Below are 16,470 nucleotides of genomic sequence, written 5' to 3'. Positions count from 1 at the left end.
CTTTTCTTTTGCTCAGCTGTTCTGCATCAGCTTCAGCTTTTCATTCAGCTTTGAATAGATATGTTCCCTAAACCATGGCTCGGAAGACTTCCGGACTGCTTCTTCCAGCGGAAACCAGCTGACGCCGGAATTCTCTTCAGGGTTCATATGAATCATCTCATGATTATCTGCTTCAAGCAGATATGTCACATTCAGATGCAGATGAGAGCTCACATATATCCCATGATGGATATGGCCATCCACCGTCAGAGACTCAATCGAGAGGATCTGGTCAGAAACCGGGATCACCTGTTTCAGTCCGCTTTCTTCTCTGGTTTCCTTCAGAGCTACCTTCAGCAGATCTCGTTCACCATCCGCATGACCGCCAAGCCAGCTCCAGGACTTGTAGATATTATGCCAGCACATCAGCACTTTTGTCCGTTCCGGATTCACGATCCAGGCACTGGCAGTCATATGCGCAATCGGATTGCTGCGTTCATAGACATCCGGCATCGTTTCCAGACACCTGAGGATCAGTTCCCGGTCCTTTTCTTCCTGCTCATTGAACGGCTGATATGCCCTCAGTTCTTCGATCAGGTTCATAAGAGAGTCTGCTCATTGATGATCAGATGAAACTCCATATGCAGAAAGGCAGCAGCCCTTCTGCACATCAGCATCCGATCCATGAAGATCTCGAAGTATTCTCCGATCTCTCCGTACTTCGTATCAATTTCCAGCTTCAGCTTGATCGCACTATGCTCATGATTGATCTTCAGCTGAGAAATCGTTGCCGAATAATTCACCCGATCATGGATATCGAACTTCTGCACATCCGTCTCCTGCACCCGGCTGCGGCGCACATCCGATTTATCGGCGAGAATCAGCGCAGCAGCGATTTTGCTCACCGGAACGCCATTTCCTTCATCATGATTCCCGATAGCCGAGATGATCGGAGCGATATCAGATGCCGGGATCCCGATCCGGTTCAGAAGCACAAACGCCATCAATGCACCCGACTGGCTGTGATCAACCCGGTTCACGATATTGCCGATATCATGGAGCCAGGCAGCCGTCAGAGCAAGATCGATTGTATGATCGTCTTCCTTAAGCGTATTGAGAATATAGTAAGTTCTCTGCGCCACCACCATCACATGAGCCTGGCTGTGCTCAGTATAATGCAGCGCTTTCATCGCCTGGTTCTGTTCGCCGATATAAGTATTGATTTCCGGACTGCTGCTGACCTTGCAGAACAGCGGAAACCGGTCCGGATCTCTCAGATCATGAACGGAATCAATCTGTTTCGTTTTCATGTTCACCTCCGCTCCTCCATCATAACCCGGAAAAGCAAAGAAAAGATACCTCCCGGTGTAAAACCAGAAGGTATCTGATCAGAATGATTAAGCGTTCTGCTGAGCTTTCTTAGCTTCTTCAGCAGCTTTCTTCTGCTCAAGTCTCTCTTCCCAGAGCTTCTCTGCTCTCGGAGCCCAGGCATCTGCATAAGCCTTGGTCTTGCCGCAGAGATGTTCTGCAGACTCCGGAGAAGTAAGGTCAGTGCTGTGTGCACCGGACTCATTGACAATCTCGGTCAGTCTGCCGGAATTCTCAAGCATCGGGCACGGCTGGAACATGTTCTGATTGAACGGCTGGTTCTCACGATACTTGAGGAACAGCGGCTGTCTCAGGCAGTCCAGGAGATCCTGATCCTTGATGTTTGCCTGGCTGTAATGGATGAATACGCAAGGCTCAACATCGCCAGCAGAATTGATGTGGCAGTAGTTCTTGCCGCCGGCAATGCATCCGCCGATGTATTCGCCATCGTTCTGGAAGTCGATCGTGAAGATCGGGAACGGAGATTCCTCAGAACGGATATAACGGATTCTGCGGTAGATATATTCACGCTCATCCGGGGTCAGCAGCAGATCCGGGGTTGCATCGTTTCCGACCGGCATGTAGTGGAAGAACCAAGCAATACGAGCACCCTTCTCAATGAGCATTTCGATGAACTCATCAGAAGTAACTGCCTTGTAGTTCACATGCGTGTAGCAGATGGATACTGCAAACGGAATTCCCTTGGCCTTCAGCATATCCAGTGCATGCATAACCTTGTCATAGCAGCCCTCGCCGCGGCGGGAATCCGTGGTCTCACGGTTTCCTTCAATAGACGGAGCGAAGGAAATATTGCCGCACTTGACAACTTCATCAAGGAACTCCTCTGTCATCAGAGTCGTATTCGTGAAGATGTGGAAATAGCAGTCATTATGCTTCTGAGCAAGCTTCAGGATATCATCCTTGCGGACCAGAGGTTCGCCGCCGGTCATCAGATAAACATAAGTACCAAGCTCCTTGCCCTGGCTGACAATCTTGTCCATCTCTTCGAACGTCAGATTGTTCTTGTAGCCATATTCAGCAGCCCAGCAGCCGATGCAGTGCATGTTGCACGCAGACGTTGGGTCAAACAGGATGGTCCAAGGAATATTGCACTTGTACTTTGCAGCCATCTTGCGCTGGCGCGGAAGTCCGAGCATGGAACCATTGATGACGAAGTTTGTCAGGAACTTGTCCATGCAGTTCTGATCAATCTCCTTGAACAGACGGATTGCATACTTGTACCACTTGTTGTCCTTGTCCGTTAATACCCTTCTCACGAAAGCAAGCTGTTCCGGCATTGCAACAGAACCGCCGTACTTATCCAGCCAGTCCAGAATCTTCGGAATATTGTTTTCCGGATCCTTCTGAAGGTAGCCAAGAACCTGCTTAACTCCGAATGCCTTAACTGTTTCACTAAAAGTCTTCTGCATCTTAGTTCTCCTTTTACACGAACCTATTAAATCACAAATCTTTTTCTCCGGAAACAGCGTCATTGCCGGAAATAAACACTTTCCGCGAAGTGTATACCCCTGCATTACACCGTGATTTTCATCACGTGATGACAAATGTTCAGAGATCATTCACAAAAGATCCATAACCTATTCAGAAAATCAGAATAACCTAACTCATGTAAACAGAAAGGAGAGCCTGATGACGGAGCACGAGCCGTCCCGATGCTTATCAGATCCAGAAACAAAAAGCAATTTCTTTCCCCCTCCGGGCATCGGCCGAATCATTGAAAACGTCGATGCCCATTTTATGCCTTGCCCCCAGGACATTTCATCCGATATGATGAGCACACGGAGGAATATGACATGATATATCCGAAGTTTCTGTCCCCTGGCGATACCATCGGCGTCTCCGCGCCATCCGATGGTGCCGGCAAGAATCCGGAGCCATTCCGGGAATCTCTTGAATATCTGAAAGCACAAGGATGGAATATCCGTGAAACCGCTTCGCTCTGGTCTTTATCCTGCCCTTCTGCGGATCCTGAAGCACGCGGCAGAGAATTTTCTTCGCTGTTTGAAGATCCTTCCGTCTATGCGGTCATGGCTGCCCGCGGCGGCGATTTCCTGTATGACTGTCTGCCCTATGTGAACTTTGAAGCCATGCGTTCCAATCCGAAATGGCTGCTCGGAGCTAGCGATCCGACCAGTCTGCTGTTCACCTATACCGTATGCGGCGATGTGGCAACCATGTATGGCAGAAATGCAGGCAGCTTCGACAGTTCCCATTTCGAAGAAGAGAAAGAGAATGCAGTTCAGCTGCTCAAAGGAAACCTCATCACGCAGCACAGTTCCATCATGCATGCATCCAAAGCATCCTTCATGGAAGACTATGCCGGAGCCGATACCCCGACCGAATGGAAGTCTCCGGAATCTTCCATTCATGTCAGGGGCCGCTGCATCGGCGGGTGTCTCGAAGTCCTGAAAGATGTGATCGGCACAAAGTACGATCATGTTCATGACTTTCTGAAGCGCTATGAAGCAGATGGGTTTATCTGGTATTTCGATGATTTCAGCTTCAGTGCAGAGAGCTTCTATCTGACCCTGCTGCAGTTCCGGAATGCTGGCTGGTTTGATCACTGCCAGGCAATTCTGATCGGCCGGGTGCTGTTTCCTTCGAGCACGACCGGGCTTTCTTATGAAGAGGCATTCCGCAAAGCCATTCCGGATATCCCGTATGTCTATGAGATGGACATCGGCCACACCTACCCGTCCTTCGTGATGATCAATGGGGCGATTGCTGAATTCCATTATGAGAACGGAAAAGGATCAATCGCCTTTGAGCTGAAATAATCCCCTCAGTTTTTCTCTTCTGTGCTAAAATACTTCTTGTTCGCATGGGGTATTAGCTCAGCTGGGAGAGCACCTGGTTCGCAATCAGGGGGTCGAGGGTTCGAGTCCCTTATGCTCCATAACCAGAAAAAACCGCCTGAAAGATGATTCCAGACGGTTTTTTTTTGCCATATTGTGATTCTTCTGCTCAGACAATCCGGTTATGCTCAGCTTCATGATGCACCAGGCGGAAGATGATCACATAGATCAGAATCACCACCAGGAAGAAGACGAAGGTCGGAATGCCAGTGGAACTCATCGCGCAGAAGTCATACGTGCCATGCAGCAGAACTGCCGCGATATATCCGATCAAGGCAGTCACGAACGCCATGCTGGAATCACCGACATCATGCTGGTACTTTGCCCGGCCGTAGAAGTATCNCATCAGGACTGCAAATGCGGTATGGCCAGGAATGGCAAGCATTGCTCTGGCAGGTGCGACGGAGAGTCCGTAGCTGAACACATATTTGATATTCTCGAATGCCGCGAAGCCAAGACTCACGAATACTGCATACTGAATGCCGTCGAATCTCGTTTCAAAATACGGACTGTTCCAGGTATCTTTCTTCATGAACAGGAACTTCGTGCCTTCTTCGATGACGCCGACGATCAGATAAGCAAGCACAGTCAGAGAATGTCCGCCGGACCTGTGGAAAAAGTATTCTGCAATATATTCCAGCAGACCAGCCAGCAATGCTGCATATACGCCATCGAGAATCAAGCGGTTGCGCAGACCGAGCGGCTGACGATGAAGGTTCGGCTGGTTATCAACATAACGCAGAAGAATGACTGCCGGCAGGACTGCCGCAATGACATAGATCAGAAGAATATACAGAATCGGCGTCAATATCAAGAACATATCATCTATCTCCTTTGGCTATCTATATTTATATCAGTTTCTAGCACTCTGTCAATATGAGTGCTAGTTCTTTCTGAGATCGTCAGAAAAGCTTAGCGTGGACTAATTGCGGATATCTGACTATGTTGAAAAAAAGAAGTTCCGGCATCGGAGGCATATCATATGATCAGTCTGACAGAACTGAAACCTGGAGAACATTGCAGAATCACCTGGATTCTGGGGAAACTCGGAGAGGAACTGCAGGATCGTTTCGGCATTGCAGAAGACGATGAAGCTGAAGCGATCACGAATCTTCGCGGGGAGATGATCATTGCCTGCCGGAATCACCGGCTTGCGCTTTCTCCGGAAACTGCTTTCCGGATCAAAGTTGAGAGAATCTCCTGAATTGTCCGGCGCTCCCCCGGCGCCTTTTTTCTTGAGTGTGCTTTCCTCATATCTATATAATATCTGCACAGAGAGAGGGGAAAAGTTCATGGCAAAGAAACGCCCGAATGGATATTCACCAGGAGTGACTGCACTTCTCTGCGCTGCTGGAATCTTTGCAGGTTTCCTGGTTTCTCGGATTGCTGCACCGCACTCCGAACCGGAAGAAACAGCTTCTGCAGAGAGCACTGCAGCGGCTATTTCGGCAGATGAATCATTCTCAGGAAACACAGGTTCCGCTCTGGAAGAAAGCGGAGATCTGAATGGAGACGGCATTGAGCTGCAGCATATCTATGGCCTGACCTATGAGGGCTATATGATGCTTGTCCATAATCCCGAGGACGTCTTCATTGCGATCAATCCGGGCATGAGCACCGGTGCCGAAGGACCGCGTCTGCCGGCTTATCTGGAAACCTTTGACGCAATTGCCGGAATCAACGGCGGCGGTTTTGTCGATGCGGGCGGAAATGGCGATGGCAGTATTCCGGCAGGCATCGTGATCAAGGATGGAAAAATCATCCAGGATGGCACCAGTGCCGTGATTGCCTTCACCATGGATCATAAGCTCATTGCGACCACCGCAAGTGCTTCAGAACTGCTTGAGATGGGCGTCGAACAGGCGATCACCTTCGGTCCGACGTTCATCCATAACGGCCAGGTGGTCTATCAGCCCACGTCCGATCTGAACATGCTGAATCCGCGCACTGCAGTCGGCATGCAGGAAGACGGAACGATTCTGCTCTTAGTCATTGATGGCAGAGGTCCTTCTTCCTGGGGCGCCAAGTATGAAGACGTGCTGGCCATCTTCCAGCAATACGGAGCCGTGGAAGCCGGAAATCTCGACGGCGGCAATTCCAGCGTCATGATGTATGACGGAAATTATGTGCACTATCCGGTTGCGATGAACGGATCACGCAGACTCCCGGACGCGATCCTGGTCAGAAAAGGAGGCGAAGCAGACTGATGAGCAGAAAGAAAATCAAACCTGCAGCAGCCTGGATTTCTGCAGGCATCTGCTTTGCCCTGAGCCTGTTCCTCACAGCTTCTCTGCAGAAAACGGATTTCTCTTCTGCAGCAGATTCCTCTGACCAGAATCAGACCGGATCTGCAGTGGAAACCGTTCAAAGCTTCCTCACCCAGGTGGAATCCGGAGACTATACCGGCTTGTTTGAAGCAGCCCAGCATATCCATTCCAGCATGGACAGCGAAGCAGCCTATGATGCTGCTCTGAAGAACAAATTCGAAGATGCAGACTTCAGTACGATCACAATTCAGAACGCAGGATCAGATTCCGGTCGGATGATCTACGTTCTGCAGTCCGGCGATACGTCTTACGGACAGGTGGAAGTCTATGAAGACGGCGATACCATGAAAGCAGGATATCCGCTGATCGGCAGTGAAACCTATACGGTGGAAGTTCCTTCCGGAACTGTGCTTTATTCCAATGGCACGCAGGTAGACAGTTCTCTGCTGAAAGAGAGCGGCGTCACTCCTGCAAACTTCGAGAACGTATCCGGAAGCTTCATTCCGCAGGCGGATGTCTATGAACTGAGCGGACTGCTCGGATTTCCTGCACTCTCTCTTGAAAGCGGGCAGGAGCTGACCGTCATGCAGGACCCGATCACCGGGCACCTGCTTGCAGGCATGCCTGCAGATGATTCTCTCAACGACTATATTCTCGACGCTGCGGAACGCTTAGCTGCCTATCCCGCCCAGGATGGATCAGTCTCTTCCGTCAGCGAAGTTTCCGATACAAGCCAGCTCTGGTATCAGCGCTACATCACGCTTCAGAATCTCTGGTTCACGGAACACGAAACAAGCAGCTTCAGCGACGGCCAGGTTCTCGGCGTCATGAAGCAGAGCGATGACACGATGACAGCCCAGGTCATCTTCAGCTACTATGCAAAGAACAGTTCCAGAGATCTCGAGCGTACCTGGTATATCGGCTATCAGCTGACCTTTGCCGATGAAGACGGCACCTGGCGCATCTGCAGCACGGCCATCAATAATGAGCTGAATCCCGGAAACGATCCGAACCCCATCGAGCATTGAAAAAATCTGCCTTCCGGCAGATCTCAGTCTTCCTGATCGGATACTGCAAGGCTTACTGCCTGCGGTACTTCGATCAGGTTTTCTTCTTTTCCGATCGTTCCGTCTTCATTCAGTGCGAAGGATACGACGGAATTGCTGTAGCGGTTGGCAACGAGCAGATGATCTTCGAGGAGAATGAAATCTCTCGGGTGTCTGCCACCGCAGTAATGCGTCTGCATCAGTTTCTGCTGGGCCGGATCGATGACAGAGAGAATGTCCTGGGTCCGGGTAGAAACATAAATGCGGTCTTCCTTCTCAGAAAGGCGGACCGCAGCCGTATCGCGCAGATGCTTCTTTCCATCCGGGAGCACCGACATGCGCCATGCACAGCTGTAATCTTCACTGTCAATGGCGAAGAGCTCATTGCTCAGTTCCGACACCAGATACAGGCAGCTGCCGTCTTTCGTGAAGACGCCGTGCCGAGGTCCGGTTCCCGCCGGAAAGCGGATGGCACCGGCATACTTCAGATCAGCATTGAAGATCATGACCCGATCCAGGAACAGACACGGAATCAGAATCTGATCCTTGTGGAACAATACCTGATGGCAGCCAGCTCCTTCACGGATCTGAATCGTATTGATCAGTTTCAGATGATCCCCGTCAATCCCGATGACCGAGAACTGGCCGAGGTGATAATTAGCGGTATAAATCCGTCCTTCATGGATGGTGATATAGCAGGAAGTACGTTCTTCGTAAGACAGCTGATCGAGCAGCTTTCCGTTCAGATCGAATAATGCCACCCCGGCTCCCTGTTCTGCCGAAGCGATCGAAGCAACCAGATTTCCTTCCGCACAGATATATTTCGGACTGTCAATTTCCGCAAACAGATGCGTATCGCTTACTTTTCCATCTTCATACTGCAGAGAATAGATGCCTCTGCTCGTATGATCCGTTGTATAGGTACCTGCTAATACTCGATGTCTCATTTCTCCTCTATGCCTCCATCGCTCTTTTCTTCCGGTTCTGCTGCAGGCTCTTCTGAAGAAGACTCTGCCGGCACAGGAGCTTCTGCTTCAGACGCTTCCTGAGCTGCAGGTTCTCCAGGTTTCACCGGCTCTGCATCCGCAAGAATATTGGGAATATGTCTCGGAGCTTCTTCCTCTTCGGCAGGAGCTTCCAGCTGTTCCGGCTTCGGTGCTTCTGCAGGTTCCGTCTGTTCCGGCTGCTTCTCTTCCGGCTTGGTCTCTGCAGCAGCAGTCTCCTTCGAAGCCTGCTCATTGTATTTCTTGAATCTGCTGGCCAGAAGGAATGACGAGATAAGATCTGTCACGCCGCAATAGATCAGGCTGCCGCCGATAAACTGAAACAGGAACTTCCCATCTTTCAAAAGGCCGAACAGGATGACGATGCCAAGGCCGACCGCAATGATCGCAAAGAAGACATAGCCCCCGCTGCTCGTTTTTCCAAGCCGCCGGTTATCAACCGCATCTTCCAGCTTCAGAAGACCGGAATAGATGATTGCCAGAGCAATGATCGAGGGAATCAGCGTTTTCAGCTGTGCTTTCTGATACAGACATACCAGTCCTACGATGACCAGAATGATTCCTTCGGAGAAGTCGCTCCGGTATAATGCCTTGGTCACGTCCATCAGCAGATAGGAAATCATCTTGATCACGCCGAGCAGAATGCAGATCATCGCCAGAATATCTGCACTGTATGCCGTCATGACTTCCGGGTACATCAGCATGACTACACCTGCCGCAAGATAGATTACTGCCTTCAGGACGGAATCCCATTTCAGATTCTTGAACATACTTCAGAAATCCCCCTGTCTCCATCTTACCCCATTTCTGAAAAAGACAGCACTCCATTCTGCAGGAATGCTGTCCTTTCTGATTCAGATGAACCGATGATTACTTAACGAGATCCTTGAGGGTCTTGGATGCCTTGAATGCCGGAACCTTGGCAGCCTTGATCTTGATCTTTTCCTTCGTGCGCGGATTGATACCCGTGCGAGCAGCTCTCTTCTTGACAGAGAACTTGCCGAATCCGTTGATGTCAACGACTCCGCCCTTCTTCAGAGTCTTTGCGGACTCCTCGAATACATAGTTCACAATCTCTGCTGCAGCCTTCTTGGTCAGACCCTGCTGTGCAGCAATATCATCAGCGAGCGTCTTTTTGGTGACAACCTTTACTTCCTTTGCCATGAAAAACCCTTTCCTCCTTGTCGCATAGGACAATTCCATTTTACTGTCACAGATACCAAAATCAACAGAAAAAGCGTTAATCATGGGCTTTTTTCAGATTAATGAGCTGAGAATTCTAGCCAGATCAGCAGAAGAAAGAATTCCGAGAGGCTTTTCATCCGGACGGCCGTACTCGGTGATCAGGATGACTGGCAGACGCCGTTCCTCAGCCGGGAACCGGCTGAACTCTCTGACGGCATCCTCGATCGTATCGGATGTCGAAAGAAAGATAATCCGATTCCGGCTGTTTTCATGGACGAGTTCTCTGATCTGCCAATCGCCTTTTCCTGCCATTGCGGCATCCAGCAATTCAAAGACCGTGATGAGACCGGAAACTTTTCCCTTCTCATAAACCGGAAGCTTTCCTGCATCTGCCCGCTTCATGCGCTCTGCGCATTCGCGCACGGTATCATCCATGCCTGCATACCGGACCGGCTGACTTGCATAATGCAGGATCTTCTGGTCTTCTTCCATCAATGCAGCAAGATGCTCCGCAGATGCAGTGATGGAATCGCATGGCTCAGCAATGATCTCATCCGAGGAACCGCGCTGATGGACAATCGCATTCCGCAGCTCGCATATTTCCTTGAGATCTTCTTCATGCCGGCGGATAGCCGGATGATTCTTCGCCGTCATATGGATGAGCGTCGCAAACGGAATATAATCCGTCCGCCCGACCATCCGGTTCATCGACTTCTCCATCGATGCATATGCATTCAGAAACCGATCCGCATTGCTCATTGCTTGTATACCCTGCACAGCGCTTCATAGTAAAGCTGTGCCGCTTTCTGAATTCCTGCTTCATTATTCCAGGCATCAGCATCTTCCTGGCTGGACACGTAAAGATGTGCTGATACGACCGTCGGACAGCTGCTGTCTGACAGCAGCGGCAGGGTCTCGGTGCCATGATCGGAAGTATCCGATTCATCGACCAGGACTTCCTGATATTTCTGCGAACGGATCGGCTGGTAATAGAGATAGCCGGCCGTCGGCGTCACCGTCCCGTCTTCTGAAAAGACATCACGGATCGCATCGGCAGCCGCGGCGCTTTTCTCATGATAAGGAGAGTCAGGCAGGTTCTCATACAGATGCATGCCTCTGACCGACGCATCCGGGGACCAGCTGCACCGTATGCTCAGAACCAGATCCGGAGAATCTGAACGGATCTTCGCAAGCCTGTCATCTGCATTCATCGCAGTTCCTGCTTCATGCGTTCGCTCGACCTGAAACGAAGCATCCTTTTCGAGAAGAACCTGAAGCGCATCAGTGACTTTCTCGCAGAATTCATCTTCGCTGACCAGTCCCTGGAACCCAGAGTTATCGCCGCCATGAGCCGCATCCAGCTCAATCACGGTGACTGCTTTTTCCGAGTCCCGGTGCGTCATCTGATAGCCGACCAGCACTGCAATTGCCAGAATCAGAACAACTGCAAAGCGGATCAGTCTGACGGTGGTCTTTTTCTCATCATTCTTCTGTTTCCGCTTCATTTCACTTTCCCCTCTAATTCCTCAAGCCGGGCATCTGCGCCCATATGGTCAAGGATCATGCAGACCAGTGCTTCCATATCAGAGCCTTCGCGGTAATCTGCTGCCGCCATGAAATTCACCCGGCCTTCGCGCATCAGCCGCTCTGCCTGAATACCAGCCTTGGCACTCTCAGCGTTGTAGACCGCAATAGATTTGCCGGAATATTCCTTGACCAGCCGCATGCATGGCACATCAGTCATGCCGTCGGCGATATAGATCATCCGCGTGAACGGAATCGCGCGGTCCGCAAACGGAATCCACGTATTCAGATCTTCTTCATTGTCTTCATCCAGCACCTGCTTGTTGATGCGGAAGATGTACTGCGTCTTCGTTGTGTAATTGATGATCTGAGCCGGCCAGCGGGCAAATCCTTCCGCATCGTAGTAATACCTGCATGCATAGATCTTCTTCATCTGCTCTGCGATCGGCACGCTCTCGATGATCTCCTGCATTCCGGAAGAGATGATGTAATGCTCGACCGCAATTCCCTGGCTTTCGCCATAGCGATTGATTCTCTCAAACCATGTCTCCACGCCCGGATACAGCTGAATCTGTTTTCCGAGGTTGCGGAAAGACTCCCGGCTCAGCGGCTTGCCCTGCTCCTCAAACCGCTTCTTCAGAAGATAGAGATACGCGCTGATGCTGTCCATTCGCTGAGCTCTGGAAAGCTCTGACACTTCTTTCCAGAACGAAGCAGGATTATGATAGCCGAGATCCGGAATCAGACTGTATTCCTGCATATCCTTGGCGCATAGCGTCTTATCGAAATCATATACAATCGCTGCTTTTTTCATAGTTTCTGCACCCGGCTCATTATATCATGATCCCTGTCAGCAGAATTCTTCAGAAACCATAAAGAAAGCACCCTTCCGGGTGCCTGTCTCAATTCAGCTCTTCCAGCCGCAGAATCGCATGCACATAGATCTCAGCCTGCTTCAGCAGATCCTCGATCGAAACCCACTCATCTGCGTCATGAATATGATAATCCTTGCCCGGGAACGCGCAGCCGAAGGCCACGGTATTATGAATGCCCTTGGCATACGTACCGCCGCCGATCACCAGCGGAGTGCTCTCCGTATCGCCCGTCACTTCCTGATAAGCCGCCATCAGACTGGTGACCAGCTGTGACTCCGGCGGGAAGTAAAGAGGCTCTACCGTGCCGATCACTTCAACTGCACCGCCATCATCTTCCATGCGGTCTTCCATCATCTTCAGAACCTGACGGGAAGTCATCGTCACCGGGAACCGGATATCGATCGAACCTTCAATGACACCGTCCTTCATCCGGATCATGCCATTGTTCTCGGTCAGTGCTCCGTAATCATCAGAGCAAGCACATCCCAGCCCGCTGCCATCGGTGGAAGTTCCGAAATGGGAACAGTAGAAATCCACAAACGGATCCTGCAGTCCTGCCTCTTTCAGTCCTGCAAACAGATGGGAAATCGCATTCACGCCAAGTTCCGGCGTAGATGCGTGCGCTGCTTTTCCGAAGACCGTAATAACTGCGCGATCCTCTTTCTCCTCGATTGAGAAATCAATATTGTTGTTATTGAAATAGTCGCTGAGTTTCTTGGAGGAATACGTATTTCTGCGTACTTCTGCATTGACGCGCGGGCATACGATATTTCTCGCCGTACCGCCTTCCACGTTCAGAATCTGCGTGGACTTTGAGCGATAAACTGCGCCGACCATTCCCTTTTCGCCATTTACCAGCGGGAACTCTCCATCCGGAGTGAACCCATAGTCGACATGGCCTTCTTTTGCCACATAGTAAGCAAGCCCTCTGGACCCGGTTTCCTCATTGGTACCCATGATCAGACGGATCCGCTTCTTCAGCGGAACGCCCAGATCGCGGATCACCTTCAGAGCAATCATGCTGGCAACTACTGCGCCTTTATCATCGCTGACGCCGCGGCCATACATGATGCCATCCTTGATTTCCGCACGGAATGGATCCGTATGCCAGCCATCTTCCTGAACTGCCGGAACCACATCGAGATGTCCGATCACCCCGATGACCTGATCGCCCTCGCCGAGTTCTGCATAACCCGCATAATTATCCAGGTTCACCGTCCTGAACCCATCTTCTTCCAGCATCTTCAGGGCCAGCAGAAGCACATCTCTCGGCCCTGCCCCGAACGGGGCATCCGGAAGCGGTTCTGATTCCACGCTTCTGATCGCAACCAGCTCTGCAAGCTTATTGACCAGCTCATTGCGGTAGCCGCTGACCATTGCCTTCACATCCATCCGAAATCCTCCCTCTGCTTGTATATGCTCATTATTCTATCATTTTCATTCCGGAACATCTATTTCCAGACCGATCGGGCAATGATCGCTTCCCTGCACCTGATCATAGATCACGGAATCTTTTACTACCTGCTTCAGACGATCGGAGACCACGAAGTAATCAATCCGCCAGCCGATGTTCTTCTCTCTTGCCTTGAACCGGTAGCTCCACCAGGAATACTTCACGGTATCCGGATAGAGCGTACGGAAGGTATCCGTGAAGCCATTGCTCAGTAATTCTGTGAACTTCTGCCGCTCCTCATCCGAGAAACCTGCGCTCTGATGATTCGTATCCGGGTTGCGGATATCAATTTCCTCATGCGCCACATTCAGATCGCCGGTATAGATCACCGGCTTCAGCGCATCCAGCTTCTTCAGATGCGCCAGCAGATAGTTCTCCCATTCCATGCGATAAGGAAGCCTCAGAAGCCCTTCCTTGGAATTCGGCACATAGGCACAGACAAACCAGAAAGAAGGATACTCCAGGGTAATCACTCTTCCTTCTTTCGTCTCGTCTCCATCAATGTCATACGAAACGGAAAGCGGCTCTTTCTTCGCATAGACCAGCGTTCCGCTGTAGCCCTTGCGCTCGGCGCTGTTCATGTAGCGATAGTATCCGTCGAACTTCAGGCTGTCATCCAGCTGCTCCGGCTGCATCTTCGTTTCCTGGATGGCAAAGAGATCGGCATCCATTTCCTGGAAGAACTCGGGAAATCCCTTCTTCGCACAGGCTCTGAGCCCATTCACATTCCAGGAAATCAGCTTCATCTCTTCACCGCCCTGGTTGCCTTGCGCAGCCAGCTCTTCTCTTTTGCCGGAAGCAGCGGGCTGAGGGTTTCATAAACCATCTTATGATAAGCATTCAGCTGTTTCAGTTCATCATCCGTCAGAAGACTTACCTCAATGGACTCCAGATCATACGGGCAGAACGTCAGCGACTCAAACCGCAGGAACTGTCCGTAGAAATTATTCTCATCTTTGACGACCAGAAGCTCATTCTCGATCCGGATGCCGAGCTTATGCGGCAGATATACGCCAGGTTCATCCGTGACGACCATCCCCTCTTCCAGCACTGCACTCGGACGGGCCAGCGTCGGCATGCCCCAGCGGATGCCCTGCGGACCTTCATGCACACTCAGCACATGACCGACCCCATGACCGGTTCCGCACTGGAAATCGATATTCATGTTCCAGAGCGGTTCGCGGGCAAGAATATCGAGGTTATTGCCGGTGGTTCCATGCAGGAACTTTGCTCTGGCCAGGTCCAGATGGCACTGCAGGACCTTTGTGTAGTACATCCGCTCTTCTCTGGTCGTCTTTCCGAGTGAGATCGTGCGGGTGATATCCGTCGTGCCGTCATAATACGTTCCGCCGGAATCCACCAGCAGGAAGCCATTCGGGCTGATCTTCGCATTGACATCATCATGCGCCGTATAATGCATCATTGCCGCATTGCCGCGGTAGGCGCAGATTGTTTCGAACGAAGGCTCAATATAGTTCTTTCCTTCTGCCCTCAGTTCATACAGCTTGTTCTGAACGGAGACTTCATCCATCGGAATCTTTCCGGCATTCTCTTTCAGCCAGCAGATGAAGCGCACCATCGCCACACCATCTCTCACATGGGCATTCAGCGTATTGCGTACTTCGACCGGATTCTTCACTGCCCGGAACATCCGGATCGGCGAAGGTGCGTTCAGTACGGTATCCGACGCATCCAGCTTCGCATAGAACGATGCATTCAGCCGGTTCAGATCTGCCCATATGACTTTCTTCTTGAGACCTGCCAGATCCTTCGAGACCATGCTGTAAGGACGGATCGTCACGCCTGCTTTCTCAAGATGTTTCTTCACAGCAGCCGGAACCTTGACCAGATCCACATAGTAATAGACCTTCGTTCTCGTCACGATCGCAAACGCGTACGCAACCGGCGTGCAGGCAATATCATTGCCGCGCACATTCAGCATCCAGCATGGATCTTCCAGTTCCGTCAGCACCAGCACATCGGCTTTCTGCGTCTTCATCGCTTCTCTGACCCGGCCGATCCGTTCCGCAGCAGATTCTCCGGTATACTTCTCCGGCAGCACGAAGAGCTTTTCTTCCGGCATTGCCGGGCGTTCATTTCCCCATACCAATCCAGCCAGATCATCGCTCATATGGAGCTTTGCATTCTTTGCCGAAAGCGCATCTGCCAGCTTTCTTGCAACAGCGGCAGAAACGACTCTTCCATCAAAGCCGAGCACGCCGTTCTTCGGAGTATTGGCAATCAGGTAATCCAGCGGATCCGGAACCCCTGCCTGACGCAGCCGCATCAGCGTGACTTCCGTTCCTGCCAGTTCTCCCTCGGCCTGCGTGAAGTAGCGGCCATCTGTCCATAAGCCCGCAAAATTCTTCGTCACGATCAGACAGCCGGCATCTCCGGTAAAGCCTGACAGAAAAGACTTGCACTGAAAATATTCTGCCGTATATTCCTCCGACAGATGATCATCTTCATTCGGCACATAATACACATCAATTTTCTTCTGGTGCATCAGCTTTCTCAGCTGAGCAATGCGTTCGTTAACACTAACCATTTTTCAGATTCCTCTCTCAACAACAGTGATTATACACAAAACAGCCGCACATAGGAAAAGCGGCACCCTGATGTGCATCAGAGAAACCGCTTTTTCTTCATCATGCGATTGTTTCTAGGTATGAGAAATAAAATTCTATTCAGCTGATCGCTGACTGCAGGACGTGTCCCGCATATCTTCCGTCATCCGCGGACGACGGACTATCTGATGTATTCAATTGTGAACACAGAATTCTCCATCAGTATACCCTCATGCTGCGTACAGCTTTTCAAGATGGAAACAACTTCAGATCTCATGATCTTCCGTTTTCAGAATGATTTCCGTTTCCCGAAACTTCTGCTGGAT

Annotated in this window: 17 protein-coding genes and 1 tRNA gene; 5 read left to right on the top strand and 13 right to left on the bottom strand. The window is 50.9% G+C overall.

Going from position 1 to position 16,470, the window contains the following annotated elements:
- Nucleotides 1–12 precede the first annotated feature (12 nt).
- The 3 genes from FYJ51_RS05705 to FYJ51_RS05695 all read right to left on the bottom strand — a co-directional run bounded on the left by FYJ51_RS05705 (nucleotide 13) and on the right by FYJ51_RS05695 (nucleotide 2,777).
- Nucleotides 13–582, bottom strand: coding sequence for an NUDIX hydrolase (locus FYJ51_RS05705; RefSeq protein ID WP_154504113.1), 570 nt, complete (start codon nucleotides 580–582; stop codon nucleotides 13–15).
- Nucleotides 579–1,289 (bottom strand): HD domain-containing protein, encoded by a 711-nt coding sequence (locus FYJ51_RS05700; protein WP_105303184.1) that lies wholly within the window; start codon nucleotides 1,287–1,289, stop codon nucleotides 579–581. Before FYJ51_RS05700 ends, FYJ51_RS05705 begins: the two co-directional genes overlap by 4 nt.
- 87 nt (nucleotides 1,290–1,376) lie before the next feature.
- Nucleotides 1,377–2,777, bottom strand: a complete 1,401-nt coding sequence (locus FYJ51_RS05695) for a radical SAM protein (protein ID WP_105303183.1) — start codon at nucleotides 2,775–2,777, stop codon at nucleotides 1,377–1,379.
- Between the two features lie 384 nt (nucleotides 2,778–3,161).
- Here FYJ51_RS05695 and FYJ51_RS05690 point away from each other — a divergent pair, with 384 nt between their 5' ends.
- A complete protein-coding gene (locus tag FYJ51_RS05690; protein ID WP_105303182.1) occupies nucleotides 3,162–4,145 on the top strand; it encodes a S66 family peptidase in 984 nt (327 codons plus the stop codon).
- Nucleotides 4,146–4,191: 46 nt separating this feature from the next.
- Nucleotides 4,192–4,264 (top strand) — tRNA-Ala (locus FYJ51_RS05685).
- A gap of 68 nt (nucleotides 4,265–4,332) precedes the next feature.
- Here FYJ51_RS05685 and FYJ51_RS05680 read toward each other — a convergent pair.
- Nucleotides 4,333–5,043 carry a PrsW family intramembrane metalloprotease gene (locus FYJ51_RS05680; protein WP_154504111.1) on the bottom strand — a complete coding sequence of 237 codons (711 nt, stop codon included), beginning with the start codon at nucleotides 5,041–5,043 and terminating at the stop codon, nucleotides 4,333–4,335.
- Between the two features lie 162 nt (nucleotides 5,044–5,205).
- Between FYJ51_RS05680 and FYJ51_RS05675 the strand changes: the two genes are divergently transcribed.
- The 3 genes from FYJ51_RS05675 (at nucleotide 5,206) to FYJ51_RS05665 (ending at nucleotide 7,518) form a co-directional block, all read left to right on the top strand.
- A complete protein-coding gene (locus tag FYJ51_RS05675; protein WP_105303180.1) occupies nucleotides 5,206–5,427 on the top strand; it encodes a FeoA family protein in 222 nt (73 codons plus the stop codon).
- Between the two features lie 88 nt (nucleotides 5,428–5,515).
- Nucleotides 5,516–6,430, top strand: coding sequence for a phosphodiester glycosidase family protein (locus FYJ51_RS05670; protein WP_105303179.1), 915 nt, complete (start codon nucleotides 5,516–5,518; stop codon nucleotides 6,428–6,430).
- Nucleotides 6,430–7,518: a hypothetical protein gene (locus FYJ51_RS05665; protein WP_105303178.1), complete on the top strand. Its 1,089-nt coding sequence runs from the start codon at nucleotides 6,430–6,432 to the stop codon at nucleotides 7,516–7,518. The genes FYJ51_RS05670 and FYJ51_RS05665 overlap by 1 nt, the downstream gene beginning before the upstream one ends.
- 23 nt (nucleotides 7,519–7,541) lie before the next feature.
- Here FYJ51_RS05665 and FYJ51_RS05660 read toward each other — a convergent pair whose 3' ends face one another.
- From FYJ51_RS05660 to FYJ51_RS05620, 9 genes are all read right to left on the bottom strand, one after another.
- A complete protein-coding gene (locus FYJ51_RS05660; RefSeq protein WP_154504109.1) occupies nucleotides 7,542–8,483 on the bottom strand; it encodes a beta-propeller fold lactonase family protein in 942 nt (313 codons plus the stop codon).
- A complete protein-coding gene (locus FYJ51_RS05655; protein WP_154504107.1) occupies nucleotides 8,480–9,310 on the bottom strand; it encodes an HdeD family acid-resistance protein in 831 nt (276 codons plus the stop codon). Before FYJ51_RS05655 ends, FYJ51_RS05660 begins: the two co-directional genes overlap by 4 nt.
- 100 nt (nucleotides 9,311–9,410) lie before the next feature.
- Nucleotides 9,411–9,704: an HU family DNA-binding protein gene (locus FYJ51_RS05650; protein WP_105303175.1), complete on the bottom strand. Its 294-nt coding sequence runs from the start codon at nucleotides 9,702–9,704 to the stop codon at nucleotides 9,411–9,413.
- A 93-nt stretch (nucleotides 9,705–9,797) separates the two neighbouring features.
- Nucleotides 9,798–10,484, bottom strand: coding sequence for a CBS domain-containing protein (locus FYJ51_RS05645; protein WP_105303174.1), 687 nt, complete (start codon nucleotides 10,482–10,484; stop codon nucleotides 9,798–9,800).
- The gene (locus FYJ51_RS05640; RefSeq protein WP_154504105.1) at nucleotides 10,481–11,230 is read right to left on the bottom strand and encodes an N-acetylmuramoyl-L-alanine amidase family protein; all 750 of its coding nucleotides are present in this window, start codon (nucleotides 11,228–11,230) and stop codon (nucleotides 10,481–10,483) included. Before FYJ51_RS05640 ends, FYJ51_RS05645 begins: the two co-directional genes overlap by 4 nt.
- Nucleotides 11,227–12,063, bottom strand: coding sequence for an HAD family hydrolase (locus FYJ51_RS05635; RefSeq protein WP_154504103.1), 837 nt, complete (start codon nucleotides 12,061–12,063; stop codon nucleotides 11,227–11,229). The genes FYJ51_RS05640 and FYJ51_RS05635 overlap by 4 nt, the downstream gene beginning before the upstream one ends.
- A gap of 88 nt (nucleotides 12,064–12,151) precedes the next feature.
- Nucleotides 12,152–13,516 carry a M20 family metallopeptidase gene (locus FYJ51_RS05630; protein ID WP_154504101.1) on the bottom strand — a complete coding sequence of 455 codons (1,365 nt, stop codon included), beginning with the start codon at nucleotides 13,514–13,516 and terminating at the stop codon, nucleotides 12,152–12,154.
- A 45-nt stretch (nucleotides 13,517–13,561) separates the two neighbouring features.
- Complete coding sequence (locus FYJ51_RS05625; protein WP_154504099.1) at nucleotides 13,562–14,323, bottom strand: exodeoxyribonuclease III; 762 nt, start codon at nucleotides 14,321–14,323, stop codon at nucleotides 13,562–13,564.
- Nucleotides 14,320–16,125 (bottom strand): aminopeptidase P family protein, encoded by a 1,806-nt coding sequence (locus tag FYJ51_RS05620; RefSeq protein ID WP_154504097.1) that lies wholly within the window; start codon nucleotides 16,123–16,125, stop codon nucleotides 14,320–14,322. The genes FYJ51_RS05625 and FYJ51_RS05620 overlap by 4 nt, the downstream gene beginning before the upstream one ends.
- Between the last annotated feature and the right edge of the window lie 345 nt (nucleotides 16,126–16,470).

It is taken from the genome of Stecheria intestinalis (assembly GCF_009696165.1).
Classification (GTDB): domain Bacteria; phylum Bacillota_I; class Bacilli_A; order Erysipelotrichales; family Erysipelotrichaceae; genus Bulleidia; species Bulleidia intestinalis.
The sequence above is the reverse complement of the archived record's forward strand: the minus strand, read 5'-3'. Positions and strand labels throughout refer to the sequence as shown.